General features: G+C 61.5%; 12 protein-coding genes. 4 read left to right on the top strand and 8 right to left on the bottom strand.

Going from position 1 to position 14,065, the window contains the following annotated elements; all coding sequences use genetic code 11:
• Positions 1-513: 513 nt before the first annotated feature.
• The 3 genes from JJN09_RS16985 to JJN09_RS16975 all read right to left on the bottom strand — a co-directional run bounded on the left by JJN09_RS16985 (position 514) and on the right by JJN09_RS16975 (position 4,939).
• Positions 514-2,475, bottom strand: coding sequence for a methyl-accepting chemotaxis protein (locus JJN09_RS16985; protein WP_249482749.1), 1,962 nt, complete (start codon positions 2,473-2,475; stop codon positions 514-516).
• A 108-nt stretch (positions 2,476-2,583) separates the two neighbouring features.
• The gene (locus JJN09_RS16980) at positions 2,584-3,984 is read right to left on the bottom strand and encodes a PLP-dependent aminotransferase family protein (protein WP_249482748.1); all 1,401 of its coding nucleotides are present in this window, start codon (positions 3,982-3,984) and stop codon (positions 2,584-2,586) included.
• A 193-nt stretch (positions 3,985-4,177) separates the two neighbouring features.
• Positions 4,178-4,939, bottom strand: a complete 762-nt coding sequence (locus tag JJN09_RS16975; protein ID WP_249482747.1) for an SDR family oxidoreductase — start codon at positions 4,937-4,939, stop codon at positions 4,178-4,180.
• A gap of 226 nt (positions 4,940-5,165) precedes the next feature.
• Between JJN09_RS16975 and JJN09_RS16970 the strand changes: the two genes are divergently transcribed.
• Positions 5,166-6,170 (top strand): NADP-dependent oxidoreductase, encoded by a 1,005-nt coding sequence (locus tag JJN09_RS16970; RefSeq protein ID WP_249482746.1) that lies wholly within the window; start codon positions 5,166-5,168, stop codon positions 6,168-6,170.
• Positions 6,171-6,222: 52 nt separating this feature from the next.
• On the opposite strand, the gene pyrF is transcribed toward JJN09_RS16970, so the two are convergent.
• The gene (gene pyrF / locus JJN09_RS16965) at positions 6,223-6,921 is read right to left on the bottom strand and encodes an orotidine-5'-phosphate decarboxylase (protein ID WP_007960372.1); all 699 of its coding nucleotides are present in this window, start codon (positions 6,919-6,921) and stop codon (positions 6,223-6,225) included.
• A 295-nt stretch (positions 6,922-7,216) separates the two neighbouring features.
• Between pyrF and JJN09_RS16960 the strand changes: the two genes are divergently transcribed.
• From JJN09_RS16960 to JJN09_RS16950, 3 genes are all read left to right on the top strand, one after another.
• Positions 7,217-7,966, top strand: a complete 750-nt coding sequence (locus JJN09_RS16960; protein ID WP_085710962.1) for a response regulator — start codon at positions 7,217-7,219, stop codon at positions 7,964-7,966.
• Positions 7,966-9,015 (top strand): HAMP domain-containing sensor histidine kinase, encoded by a 1,050-nt coding sequence (locus tag JJN09_RS16955; protein ID WP_249482745.1) that lies wholly within the window; start codon positions 7,966-7,968, stop codon positions 9,013-9,015. The genes JJN09_RS16960 and JJN09_RS16955 overlap by 1 nt, the downstream gene beginning before the upstream one ends.
• A 110-nt stretch (positions 9,016-9,125) precedes the next feature.
• Entirely contained in the window at positions 9,126-9,983 is an 858-nt protein-coding gene (locus JJN09_RS16950; protein WP_249482744.1) for a XopAW family type III secretion system calcium-binding effector, read from the top strand.
• 351 nt (positions 9,984-10,334) lie between these two features.
• On the opposite strand, the gene JJN09_RS16945 is transcribed toward JJN09_RS16950, so the two are convergent.
• The 4 genes from JJN09_RS16945 to JJN09_RS16930 all read right to left on the bottom strand — a co-directional run bounded on the left by JJN09_RS16945 (position 10,335) and on the right by JJN09_RS16930 (position 14,048).
• Positions 10,335-11,387, bottom strand: coding sequence for an AI-2E family transporter (locus tag JJN09_RS16945; protein WP_249482742.1), 1,053 nt, complete (start codon positions 11,385-11,387; stop codon positions 10,335-10,337).
• 69 nt (positions 11,388-11,456) lie between these two features.
• A complete protein-coding gene (locus JJN09_RS16940) occupies positions 11,457-12,263 on the bottom strand; it encodes a DUF4892 domain-containing protein (protein ID WP_249482740.1) in 807 nt (268 codons plus the stop codon).
• A 127-nt stretch (positions 12,264-12,390) separates the two neighbouring features.
• Positions 12,391-13,245, bottom strand: a complete 855-nt coding sequence (locus JJN09_RS16935) for an alpha/beta hydrolase (protein WP_249482738.1) — start codon at positions 13,243-13,245, stop codon at positions 12,391-12,393.
• A complete protein-coding gene (locus JJN09_RS16930; protein WP_249482736.1) occupies positions 13,242-14,048 on the bottom strand; it encodes an alpha/beta fold hydrolase in 807 nt (268 codons plus the stop codon). Before JJN09_RS16930 ends, JJN09_RS16935 begins: the two co-directional genes overlap by 4 nt.
• Between the last annotated feature and the right edge of the window lie 17 nt (positions 14,049-14,065).

The raw sequence follows: 14,065 nt of genomic DNA, 5'->3' as shown, positions 1-14,065 counted from the left end.
GAGGGGACTGACCGAGGTGATTGGGGGAGGTACGCCGACGTGAAAGACCGAGGTGAACTCTGGTTTTAAAACGCGTGCAACTCGCCTCCTGCTGCTGCACCTTCTGCTGCTTCTTCTACTCTTGCTTCTGCTTTGGCTTTGGCTTTGGCTTCCCACCACTCAAAACGATGAGCGTTAGCTCGAGTACCGCTTTTGACGTGCCGGCCCCATCGGAAGGCTGAGTGGAGGGATTTATCCGGGGGTGGGCGCGAAGCGCCGTGTGGCGAAGCCGCATGCATCGAGAGGAGGTGCAGCGAAGCAAACCGTAGGCGATGCCCCCGGATGAATCCCGGAACGAAGGAACACCGAGCCAAAGCGAGGTGCCGCACGCCGGGGCCTAGACCTTTTGGTTCCTTTTGGGGCGTTTGCCAAAAGGAACTCGCCGTAAGGGCGAAACCGCCAGCGGCAGCACCCGCAGCAACGGATATTCACCCAAACCACCCCAAAGTCTGGTCGACCCAAAGGCCGCCAAGGTCAAAGCCGAAAGTGCCCAACCATCCCCCTGAGCTCACTCCCCAACTGCGCCAACTCAACACTCGAAGCCGCATTCCCGCGCATCGCAATCGACGACTGATCCGCACTCGCCCGAATACTGGTCACACTGCGATTGATCTCCTCGGCCACCGAACTCTGCTCCTCGGCCGCCGCCGCAATCTGCTGGTTCATCTGCTGAATCAACGAAACCGCCGCCGCAATACTCCCCAGCGCACTTTCCGTCTGCAACGCATCACTCACCGCCAGCTTCACCAGTTCGCCACTGCTCTGAATCTGTTGCACTGACGAATGCGCCGCCGAGCGCAACGCACTGACCAGCCGCTCGATCTCTTCGGTCGACTGCTGGGTGCGCCGGGCCAGCGCCCTCACCTCATCGGCGACCACCGCAAAGCCCCTACCCTGCTCGCCCGCCCGCGCCGCTTCGATCGCGGCGTTGAGCGCCAGCAGATTGGTCTGCTCGGCCACACTCTTGATCACCCCGAGGACCGTGCCGATGTTCTGAATTTCAGCGCTCAGGCTTTCGATGCTTGAACTGGCCGACGTCGCCGAATCCGCCAGTTGCTCGATCCGCGCCATGCTCTGGCGCACTACCTGCTGGCCACTCTCGACCTTGTCGTCGGCAGTCTGCGCCGCGAGCGCCGCTTCTTCGGCATTGCGCGCCACGTCGTGAACGGTGGCGGTCATCTGGTTCATGGCCGTGGCGACCTGCTCGGTTTCCTCTTTCTGGCTGCTGACTTCAAGGTTGGTCTGCTCGGTCACCGCCGACAGCGATTGCGCAGAGCTGGCCAACTGCTCAATGCCGGCCTGCAATCCGCTGACGATAGTGCTGAGGCCTGCGCCCATCTGCTGCATGGACTGCATCAACTGGCCGATCTCGTCACGGCGAGTCACTTCCACCGTCGCACTCAAGTCACCGGCGGCAATCCGCTGAGCGACATGCATCACGCTGCGCAACGGCGCGACGATCAACCGGGTGATCACCCACGCCGCAATCAGCCCGACCAGCAATGCCAGCGCCGACGAGCCGATAATCAGCACCGAGTTCTTCTTCAACTCCCCCTGCATCGCGACGTCCTGGGCGACGTAGGCCTGATCGACCCGCTCCACCACTTGGGCGGCACGCTGATGCAATTGCTCGTAGACGGTTTTTTCCTGAGCCAGAAGCCCCGTGTACTCGGCAAGCTTGTCATTGAAACCGGCGATGTGACCTGACACTTCATTGAGGACCGTCAGATAACCTTCGTCCTTGACTGTGGATTTCAGTTGTTCGGCTTGCGTCTGGGCCTGGGCGGCCTGTTCGATGTTACCTTTCTCGCTGTCATCGCCCTTGCGACTCTGATCCAGTCGCACCCGTGCTTCGTTCATGGCCTGCAGCATCAAGCGCGAAACCTGACTGACCTGACTGGCTTGCTCGATGAACTGCGCCCCATCCTTGCCCTCGCTGTCTTTCAGGGTGTAGGCGCCATCATCGGCAAGCCCCGCCTGCAGAACGTCGAGGTTGTTGGCAACGCTGGACACCGACCAACTGGCCATTTCCAGCGCCAGATCCTTGGCCTGCGTCAGCGAAACGAATTCGTCGAAGGCTTTGCGGTAGGCGCCCAACGACTGCTGGACGTCGTTCATGACAGTCTCATTGCCCGGCGATTGAGCCTTGAGTTGATCGGCCATGGCGATCAGGCCATCTACTCCCTCGTGCAGGGCTTCGGCGGTTTTCGGATTGCCGTGCAAGGCGTAGTCCTGCTCCAGCAGGCGCACCTTGAGCAGGCCGCTATTGAGCGAGGACATCTGTTTGAGCCCGTCGAAGCGCTGACTGATGGTTTGCAGGGACCAGACACCGATGGCCGCCACCAGCGCGGTCAACAGCAATACCAGCACAAACCCGACACCCAGTTTTTTCGCCATACCTAGGTTGGCAAAACGTCCTTGCACGGCCGAAATCATTGCGCGTAGTCCCCTGCCAAAGTCTGTTGCCGAAGAGTCGCAACGGCCATGAACCAGCACAAGACTCTGGCGTCGGAATAATGGCAAAAAGCTACGCACGCGTCGTTTTCAGAACACTTGAGGTCGATCCACGGCCGTACTGCGAAAGAACTGCCGCGCCCTCGGATCGCAAGCATAGGCCACATTGATCCGCTGCCAGTCACTGGCTTCGCCACTGGGGCTGAATGATGTCGCGCAGGACAGTTGCACACCATGACGCAAGGCTTGTCTACGCAAGCGCCCCTCGTCCGCCAGCGGCGATCGCGCCCAGATGAACAGCCCGCCCGTCGGCTTGCCAAACACCTCCCAATCGGCATCTTCCAGCGCCTGCAGGGCCGCCGCACGATCGGTATTGAGTCGCTGACGCTGGCGCTGCACCAGTTTGCGATAGGCGCCACTGGCCAGCAGCGCCGCCAGAACGGCCTCGTTGAACCTTGAAGTGCCCATGCAACTGATCGTCTTGACCCGCGCCAATTGTTCGATCACCTCAGCACCGGCCATCACGAAGCCTGCCCGCAACGAGCTACTCAGCGTCTTGGAAAAACTGCCTACATAAATCACCCGCCTGTCTTCATCCAGTGCCGCCAGGCGCGTGCCGCTGCCGTTATGCATGTCGGCGTAGACGTCATCTTCGATCAGCTGCAAATCGTAGGTTTTGCTCAATTGCAGAATGCGTCGAGCCACTGCCGGTGCCAGGCAGCTCCCCGTAGGGTTGTGGTGATGGCTGTTGATGAAAAGTGCCGCCGGCCGGAATTGCTGCAGCAACGCCTCGAGCGCCTCGACGTCCGGCCCGCCGGGCGTGCGACGAACCTCAAGCATGCGCACGCCTTGTAGCCGCAATAGATCGAACAGCGGCGAATACCCCGGCGTTTCCACCACCACACAATCACCGGCCCGGAACAGCGTGCGCACGATCAGGTCCAACCCGTGGCTGGCACCCGCCGTGGTCAGCACACCGTCCTCATCGGCGGTGATATCGAGCATTCCGAGCCGTTTGACTATCTGTTCGCGCAGCGCGGGGAGCCCGAGAGGCGTGTTGTAGTTGAACAGGCTGACCATGTCGGTGCGGGCCACCTGACGGATCGCATAGCTGAGATCATCGGGCTCTCGCCAGCTCTCCGGCAGAACGCCGTCGCCCAGTTTCAGGCCTGCGCGCCATTCGGAATTCGAATCGCGGCTGTCGCGCTCGCCCTCGAAAGCAGGGCTGTCGAATACCTTGCAACACTTCAGCGAGGTGGCCGCCACCATGAACCCCGAGCCCTGGCGCGAAGCCAGAACACCCTGTGCCACGAGACGCTCACAGGCCTCCATGACACTCGACTGGCTCAGCAGATTCGACCGCGCGATTTGTCGCACGGATGGCAGCCGCGTTGCCGGCGGCACCTGCCCCTGCACGATCCAATCGATCAATCCATCAACGATCTGCTGTACGACCGGCACCATTGCCTGTCGGTCAATTCTCAATTCCATGAGTGGCCAAACTCCTGTCCGTTTTACTCGCGGCAGTAAATCACAGCCGCGTCGGTCAGGCTGTGCGACAACGCCGTCAAAAGCCACCGTTCTAACTATTTGATACACATTGTTTATCAAGGGCGTGTAACTGACATGCCGGCGAAAAAAACCCGCCGAGAGGCGGGTCGTTTCCTGCATCAATACCTATTTTTCAGAATGCGGTCACGCCACCGTCCACGGCCAGCGAATGGCCGGTAGTGAACGCTGCACCATCGCTACACAGGTACAGCACAGCGCTGGCAATTTCCTCGACCTTGCCGATGCGACCTACCGGGTGCATGGCGTTGGCGAATTCGCCTTTCTTCGGGTCGGCCTCATAGGCGCGACGGAACATGTCGGTGTCGATCACCGCCGGGCAAACGGCGTTGACGCGGATTTTCTTCTTGGCGTACTCGATGGCGGCAGACTTCGTAAGACCGATCACCGCATGCTTGGAGGCCGCGTAAATGCTCATCTTCGGTGCAGCCCCCAGCCCGGCCACCGACGCGGTGTTGACGATCGCCCCGCCGCCCTGCGCCAACAGCAGCGGCAACTGGTACTTCATGCACAGCCAGACGCCCTTGACGTTGACGCCCATGATCGCGTCGAACTCATCCATCGAGCCTTCGGCCAGTTTGCCTTTCTCGATTTCGATGCCGGCATTGTTAAAGGCATAGTCGAGACGGCCGTAGGTATTGATCACCTCGTCCATCAGATTTTTCACATCGCTTTCGACGGTAACATTGCAACGCACGAAGGTCGCTTCGCCGCCGGCTGTACGAATCAGCGCAACGGTGCCCTCGCCCCCGGCCGCATCCAGATCAGCCACCACCACTTTCAGACCTTCGGCGGCAAACGCCTGGGCGGTTGCGCGGCCAATACCGTTGGCGGCGCCAGTGACTACGGCGACCTGACCGGAAAACGTCATGCTCATTGTTATGTCCTCGAAAGCGGGGATTGATGATTGGCAGCATAGCCACAGCCGCCCCGACAGCGGCAGCACTATCAGAAGGCCGTTTAGCCGCCCATGAATTGCAGTGATAAAACTGTGAGGGCCACTATCACCCTGTTTGATCGACCAGCATTCGCCTCGTCAGCCAACCTTGCGGCATCGCCAAGGACGGTCTATCAACAAGGCTTCATTCAGTTGAGTGCCAGTCATGACTAACCAGACCAATCGTCAGTTTCTGCTCGCCAAACGCCCGGTGGGCGCCGCTACACGCGAAACCTTCACTTATCAGCAAGTACCGGTGGGTGAGCCGACGGCGGGACAGATCCTGGTCAAGAACGAATACCTGTCCCTCGACCCGGCCATGCGCGGCTGGATGAACGAGGGCAAGTCCTACATCCCGCCGGTGGGTATCGGTGAAGTCATGCGCGCATTGGGCGTAGGCAAAGTCATCGCCTCGAACAATCCGGGGTTTGCCGTCGGCGACTACGTCAACGGTGCCATTGGCGTGCAGGATTACTTCCTCGGCGAGCCAAGAGGTTTCTACAAGGTCGATCCGAAACTGGCACCGCTTCCGGTTTATCTGTCCGCATTGGGCATGACCGGCATGACCGCTTACTTCGCCCTGCTCGATGTCGGCGCACCGAAGGCCGGCGACACTGTGGTGTTGTCCGGTGCAGCAGGCGCAGTCGGCAGCATTGCCGGGCAGATTGCCAAGATCAAAGGTTGCCGGGTGGTCGGCATTGCCGGCGGTGCCGACAAATGCAAATTCCTGATCGACGAACTCGGCTTTGACGGCGCCATCGACTACAAAAGCGAAGACGTGTTGGCCGGCCTTAAACGCGAATGCCCGAAAGGCGTGGACGTGTATTTCGACAACGTCGGCGGCGACATCCTCGACGCCGTGCTGAGCCGCCTGAACTTCAAGGCGCGCGTGGTGATCTGCGGCGCTATCAGCCAGTACAACAACAAGGAAGCGGTCAAAGGCCCCGCCAACTACTTGTCGCTGCTGGTCAACCGCGCGCGAATGGAAGGCTTTGTGGTGATGGACTACGCCGCGCAGTACGCCAGCGCTGCCCAGGAAATGGCCGGCTGGATGGCCAAGGGTCAGCTCAAGAGCAAGGAAGACATCGTCGAAGGTCTGGAAACGTTCCCGGAAACCCTGGGCAAACTGTTCAGCGGCGAGAACTTCGGCAAACTGGTGTTGAAGGTCTGAAAACAATAAAGGGAGCCATCGGGCTCCCTTTATTGAATCTTCAGCTGTTCGATCAGGCCAGTTCCGCAACCACCGAGGCCAGTGCCTTGGCAGGATCCGCCGCCTGGCTGATCGGACGGCCGATCACCAGATAGTCGGAACCGGCATCCAGTGCCTGACGCGGGGTCAGGATGCGACGCTGGTCATCCTGGGCGCTGCCGGCAGGACGAATCCCCGGGGTCACCAGTTGCAGCGACGGGTGCGCGGTCTTCAGCGCCGTGGCTTCCAGCGCCGAGCACACCAGACCGTCCATCCCGGCTTTCTCGGCCAAGGCTGCCAGGCGCAACACCTGCTCCTGCGGCTCGATGTCCAGACCGATACCCGCCAGATCCTCACGTTCCATGCTGGTCAGCACGGTCACGCCGATCAGCAATGGCTGCGGGCCGCTGCGCTTGTCCAGCTCTTCACGGCAGGCCGCCATCATGCGCAGACCGCCGGAGCAGTGAACGTTGACCATCCACACGCCCATCTCGGCAGCGGCCTTGACCGCCATCGCCGTGGTGTTGGGAATGTCGTGGAATTTCAGGTCGAGGAATACTTCAAAACCCTTGTCACGCAGGGTGCCGACGATTTCCGCGGCGCAACTGGTGAACAGTTCCTTGCCCACTTTGACCCGGCACAGTTTCGGGTCCAACTGGTCGGCCAGCTTCAGTGCGGCGTCACGGGTGGGGAAATCCAGGGCGACGATGATAGGAGTCTGGCAGGCGGACATGGATGGGCTCTCAGGCAAGTCGAAATCGGCGCGCATTGTAGCGGAACCGGCGGCGGCGCGGCACCCGATGATCGGTAAATCGTCGCGCCGGACGTGATCAGCATAGCCTTGCAGGGTATTGTGTCTAACCCGATACACAACCGACACGCCGGCAACATGCGTCCGCGCTAGCCTCGCCAGCCGCAACATGTCCTTACAGCAGCCCTTCCCGCCTCACGGCCGGACGCCTATGCTGAAACCACAACCTCGCAGCCTATCTTTGTGGTTGGCGGCCTACTGGCAGATGAACAGCCTCATGCACAACTCCCAAGTCTCCGTGAATGAAGAGCAGAAAGACGACAAGCGCTGGAGCATTCGGGCCCTGATCGTCGACGATGACGTGCCGATCCGCGAACTGATGATCGACTACCTGGCCCGCTTCAACATTCACGCCAGCGGCGTCACCGACGGCGCGGCCATGCGCCAGGCGATGCAGGCCGAACATTTCGACGTGGTGGTGCTCGACCTGATGCTGCCCGGCGAAGACGGTTTGTCGCTGTGCCGCTGGCTGCGCGCCGAATCGGACATCCCGATCCTGATGCTCACCGCCCGCTGCGAACCCACCGACCGGATCATCGGCCTGGAACTGGGCGCCGATGACTACATGGCCAAACCGTTCGAACCCCGGGAGCTGGTAGCGCGGATCCAGACGATTCTGCGTCGGGTGCGCGACGACCGCACCGAACAGCGTGCGAACATTCGCTTCGACAACTGGCGTCTGAACAGCGTCCTGCGTCAGTTGATCGCCGACGATGGCCTGGTCGTGCCGCTGTCCAACGCCGAATTCCGCCTGCTCTGGGTGTTCATCGAACGTCCGCGCCGGGTACTCAGCCGCGAACAGTTGCTGGACGCCGCCCGTGGTCGCTCGATCGAAGCCTTCGACCGCAGCATCGACCTGCTGGTCTCGCGCCTGCGGCAAAAACTTGGCGACGACCCAAAAGCCCCACAGCTGATCAAAACCGTACGCGGTGAAGGTTACCTGTTCGACGCGCGGGACATCGGCTGATGCGGGCGCGCTTCGACACGCTGTTCGGCCGCCTGTTTGGTGTGCTGTTCGTGGCGATCGTCCTGGCGCACCTGTTGGCTTTCGCCTGGTTCCACCATTACGGCCCGCCACCACCGCCTCCGCCTCCGGAGTTTTCCGAGGGGATCGACGGCCAACAGCCGCCGCCGGATTCACGCTTCCCACGGCGCCCTCCGCGCCCGTGGTTCGGCGGGCCGCTGGTGCCGCTGACCTTTCAGTTCATCTCGTTGATGATCGCGGCATGGTACGGCGCCAAACTGCTGAGCCGCCCGATCCAGCGCCTGAGCAACGCCGCCGAACGCCTCAGTGAAAACCTCGACAGCCCGCCATTGGACGAATCCGGTCCGCGCGAAGCACGCCAGGCGGCGCACACCTTCAATTTGATGCAGCAGCGGATTCGCGAACAGGTGCAGCAACGCGCACGCATGCTCGGCGCCGTCTCCCATGACCTGCGCACACCGCTGTCGCGGCTGAAACTGCGCCTGGAAAAGATCGACGACGACAAACTGCAAGGCCAGATGCGTCAGGACCTGAACGACATGATCGGCATGCTCGACGCCACCCTCACCTACCTGCACGAACAACGCACCAGCGAAGCGCTGCAACTGATGGATGTGCAGGCGCTGGTCGAGTCCCTGTGCGAAAACGCCCAGGACCAGGGCGCCGATGTACAAGTCAGCGGCCACTGCGCGCCCTTGCAGGTGCAGCCGATGGCCTTGCGTTCCTGCATCAACAATTTGATGGACAACGCCTTGCGCTACGCCGGGCAGGCACGCATCGAACTGCAGGATCAGCGCGAACAACTGCTGATCCGCGTCATCGACCACGGCCCGGGCATCGCCGCCGACAAGCGTGAAGCCGTGTTCGAACCGTTCTTCCGCCTGGAAGGCTCGCGCAACCGCAACTCCGGCGGCGTCGGCCTGGGCATGACCATCGCCCGTGAAGCCGCGCAACGCCAGGGCGGACAACTCAACCTCGAAGAAACCCCCGGCGGCGGCCTCACCGCCGTCATTCGCCTGCCCCGCCACTGAAGCCGACTGTGTACCGCCCGGTACAAAATCCACATACCCACGACACCTCGCGCCTTGACGCTGCATAAGCCGGTACACAAACCGGTTTTCCAGCCCAAGGAGAGAGCCCAATGATCGGTAGCGTGAGCAACTACACGAGCTACACCAGCACCAGCAGCACCACCACGCAAAACGCCCGCAGTCAGCAACTGCAGAAAGAACTGTTCGCCAAACTCGACAGCAACGGCGACGGCGCGGTGGATCAGGACGAACTGAACAGCGCCCTGTCGCAAAAATCCAACGACGGTTTGCTGGTCAACCTGAGCAAACAGTTTGGCGACCTGGACAGCGACAGCAGCGGCAGCCTCAGCGCCGACGAAATGGCCGCCATGGCGCCACCACCGCCACCCGATCACGACCAGGCCCCCAACACCGACCTGGCCGACGCCCTGATCAAAGCCCTGGACACCGACGGCGACGGCGCCATCAGCGGCGACGAACTGAGCAGCGGCCTGACCAGCGCCGGCAGCACCGCCGACAGCAGCAAAATCTTCTCCGCTCTCGACAAGAACAAAGACGGCATCGTCAGCCAGGACGAACTCACCGCCAGCCTCACCCCGCCACCACCGCCGCCACCTCGGGTTTCCAGTGACGAACTGTTCAGCCAGCTTGATGCGGACGGCGATGGAAATGTGACGGCGACCGAGTTGAGCAGTGCGTTGCAGGCCAGCGACAGCACCTCGTCGAACAGCAGCGACACCAGCGCGGCGTTGCTCAAGGTGCTGGATAGCGACAGCAGTGGTGGCGTGAGCAGTGATGAATTGAAGGCCGCGTTGCAGGCGGGACACCAGCGTCCGAGCGATGAACAGACTGCCAGTACTACTCAAACCACGACTGAAGCGTTGAACCGGATGATTGCCAATCTGAGCAAGCAGTATTCGCTCGATAGTGCGGCGTCGGTGGGCAAGTATTTGAATGTGGCGACGTGAGGTAATCCAAAAACAGGATGAGCGTTAGCTCGACAACGCTTTTGATCTTGATCCACCCGCCCCTTCGGAAGGCTGAGTGGAGGTGTTCATCCAGGGATTGGCACGTAGTGCCGTGCGGCGAAGCCGAACTCATCGACGAAGTCGATGCCCCCGGAGGGACTCCGGAGCGAAGGAACCCGAGCCTGCGAGGGCCGAACGCCGGGGCGAGCGTTTTTTGCTTACTTTTTTAGGCGCTTGTAAAAAAGTGAGTCGCCGTAAGGGCGAAACCATAAGCCGCCGTTACCGAAGAAACGGATATTCACCCAAAACAACCCAGAGCCTGGCCGGCCCAAAGGCCGCCAAGGCCCACCGTCAACGCCGATCCTCAACCCGCCCCTGACTTTTGCTCCAATCCGTCAACAAACTATAAGCAACAGCCAAAAGCGTAGGCCCGATAAACAACCCGATAAACCCAAACGCAATCAACCCGCCAAACACCCCGAGCAACACAATCACCAAAGGCAGATTCCCGCCACGGCTGATCAGATACGGCTTGAGCACGTTATCCACCCCACTGATGACAAACGTCCCCCAGATCCCGAGAAACACCGCCATCCCGTACTCGCCCTTCCAGGCCAGCCACGCCGTGGCCGGAATCCACACCAGCGGCGGCCCCATCGGAATCAGGCTGAGCAGGAACGTCACGATCCCCAGCACCAAAGCCCCCGGCACCCCGGCAATCAGGAACCCGATCAGCGCCAGAATCGCCTGCGCCGCCGCCGTACCGATCACCCCGTTCACCACCCGCTGCACGGTGCCGGCCACCAGCTCGATGTAATACCCGGCGCGATCACCGATCAAGCGCTCCAGCAGGCTGTGCACGAACGCCGCCAGCCGCGGCCCGTCACGGTAGAAAAAGAACACGAAGACAATGCTCAGGGTCAGCTCGAGAATCCCGCCGCCGATCTGCGCGCTGCGCGCCAGCAGCCAGTTACCGACCTGTCCCAGATAGGGCTTGATCGACACCATCAGCGCTGCGCCCTGCTGATCGACACTGTTCCAGAACCCGACCAGCCGCTCCCCCACCAGCGGAATCGTGCCGAGCCAGGCCGGCGCTTCCGGCAGACCGTCGACCTGCACATCCTTGATGAACACCGTGGCATCGCGCACGTGATCGGCCAGGTTGAACCCCAGCCATACCAGCGGTGCCGCCACCAGCAGCATCCAGCCCAGGGTCAGGATACCTGCCGCCAGAGATTCGCGGCCGCCGAGCCAACGGGTCAGCAGGCGCATCAACGGCCAACTGGCGAACGCCAGCACCGCTCCCCAGAACAGCGCCGACCAGAACGGCGCCATCACCCAGAAACTGGCACCGAACAGCACCAGCAACAGGATCTGCACCAGCAGACGATCATTATTGGGCATGTGAAATCTCGAAAAAGTCAGTCAGGCAAAGAGTAGGCGAACACGCCGGGCGTGTCCGCCAGAGACACCTTATCGCAACAGATCGATGCGCAGGCCGGCGCCTTCGACATTGCCGGTTTCCATCCGTGCCGCGCGCACACCTTGCGTGATCAGTGCCTGACGCCAGGCCTCGGCCTTGGGCCCGGAGACCGTGACCCGCAACGTGGTGTCGAGATTCAGGCCACGGGACAGCAGACGCAGCCAGGTCTCATCGGGATCGCCGGCCAGTTTCGGCAACTTCAGCTCACCGGTGTCTTTCAACTGTCGCAACAGAGTCGCAGAAGTCGGCAGCAAATCACCCAGAGGCGTGGCGGCCTCGAATTGCTCGACATGCAGATAGGCTTTGCGATTGCCGCGAGTGATGCTGTAAAGCGCCACCAGCGTGTTGTCGCGAGGCGCCGCCAGCCTCAGCAATAGATAGGCCTGCTGCTCGTCGGCACCGTACAGCTTGGCATTGCCGAACACTTCGTTGGCCCACAGGCTGCTTTCGCCGCAATCCCTGGCCTGACACCAGAACAACAGCTCGGCGTCCTGTTTTTGCAGGGCCTCGCGAGCGACGGTGAAAGCTTCATTGGCGGAATGTTCAGGCGGTAACTCGTAAGTGACCGAGGTGGTTTGCCCACGGGCGCCGACCTGGCCGTCGAAACGCAACTGGCCGCTGATCTTGCGGATCGAGCCCATCGGGTAAATCCGCTCCAGTTCCACGGGAGGGCGATAGTCGACGATCTGCGCGTCGGCCAGACGCGGCACGATCGGCAGATCCTGGCTGCCCGGCAGGTCGGCAGCGAGCAACACGGGACTGAAACAGCACAGCGCCAGCAGACTGAAAGATCGCATGGACAGGCTCATCGGATCGGCATGGCCGGGGCGCCTTTCTGGCTATTCGGGTTCGCAGCGGTGTAGAAATCCATTGTAGTTGTCTCCCATTTCAACCCGCCCAGCCTCGACAGTTGCCCGGAGCAAGTCAAGGAATGGCGAAGAACCGATTGAAACAGTCTGCGACAAGGACTGCACCCGACTCGTCATTCAGGTGCAGATGGTGCCCGCCCGGCAGCTGTTCCCGGTTAAAGGGTAGACGCTCCAGCAACTCGGGATGTTTGGCCAGCATACCGTCGGCCGCCACCACCAATTGCGTCGGACAGGCAATGCGCTGGATGAAGGCCATCGCCTGCTCCTGAGTCAGACGCAATGGCGATGGCAGGGTCAGACGGTTGTCGGTGCGCCAGGTGTAACCGCCGGGCACTGGCATCAGGCCACGTTGCGCCAGCAGTTCGGCGGCTTCACGGCTAACCGCCACCAGGCCTTTCATGCGCGCTTCGATGGCCCGGTCGAGGGTGTTGTAGACCGGTTTGCGTTTTTCCCGAAGATCAAGCTGCGCCTGCAGGGCCATGCCCAGGCGCTCGGCGGCGTTTTCGCCTTTATCCGTCGGCGGGATCACTCCGTCGATCAACGCCAGATGGGTAATGCGCTCCGGCATCGACCCTGCCAGCACCAGCGAAACTATCGCCCCCAGCGAATGCCCGAGCAGGCCGAAGCGCTTCCAGCCTAGCTGTTCCGCTACTTGCAGCACATCATGGGCGTAATCCCACAACGCGTAACCCGCGCCGACCGGACGATGTCCCGAGTGACCGTGACCGGCCATGTCCAGCGCAACAATGCGCAAGCCTTTCAGTTGAGGGGCCAGACGGGCGAAGCTGTTGGCGTTGTCCAGCCAGCCGTGCAGGGCAATCACCGGCAACCCGTCTTCAGGGCCGAAAAGATGCGCCGCCAGTTCGATATGCGGCAGGCTCAGGCGCACCTCTTCGACCGCCGGGCTCATGCGCAATCCTTGTGCTGGCGGTTTTCCCAGCGAGTGAACAGTTTTTTCAGCAACTGCGCGGTGTCCTGCGGGCGTTCGAGCGGAAACATGTGACCGCCAGGCACTGTCAGCGACTCGCCCTGAGGCAGACGACCGACGAAGCGAGTGTGATGGTTCATCACCACGCGACTCTTGTGCCCGCGCACCACCGCCAGCGGCACCTGAAGCTGCCGGGTGCGCCCGGGACTGGTGTGTGGCACGCCGCGATAGATGCTGATTTCGGTGGCGGGATCGAAGCGAAGGCGCAACTTGTCGCCGACCTTGTGCAAGCCATGTTGCAGGTAGGCGTCGAAGCACTCGGGATCGAATGCGCGGAACAGGGTCTTGCCGGCAAAGTAACTGCGAGCGCTGTCGAGGTCAGCAAACTCTTCGCGCCGCCCCAATGTGCGACCGGCCGGGGTCAGTTTATCGATGAAGCCAAAGCGCTTGGCAGCTCGTATCACCCATTGATCAGTACGGGTCAGCACTGGCGAATCGAGCATCACCACCCCGCGATACAGCTCCGGGCAACGCAGCGCGGCGTGCAGATGCAGCATTCCGCCGAAGGAATGGCCAACGCCCCACACCGGTTCGTCCTGTTGTTGCAGGTGATGGATCAGCTCGTCGACCAGGTGGTACCAGTTGTCACCCGCCGGAAAACGCGGATCGTGGGCATGCTGCTCCAGATGCGTCACCCGGAACTCCGGCGCCAGCGCCGAGAACAGCTTGCCGTAGGTGCCCGACGGGAACCCGTTGGCGTGGGCGAAAAAGATCGGTTGCGACATACCGGTAGATCCATGAG

The sequence above is a fragment of the Pseudomonas sp. HS6 genome, from assembly GCF_023375815.1.
Classification (GTDB): Bacteria; Pseudomonadota; Gammaproteobacteria; order Pseudomonadales; family Pseudomonadaceae; genus Aquipseudomonas.
Note: the sequence above shows the minus strand (reverse complement) of the source record. Positions and strands in the feature narration are given on the sequence as shown.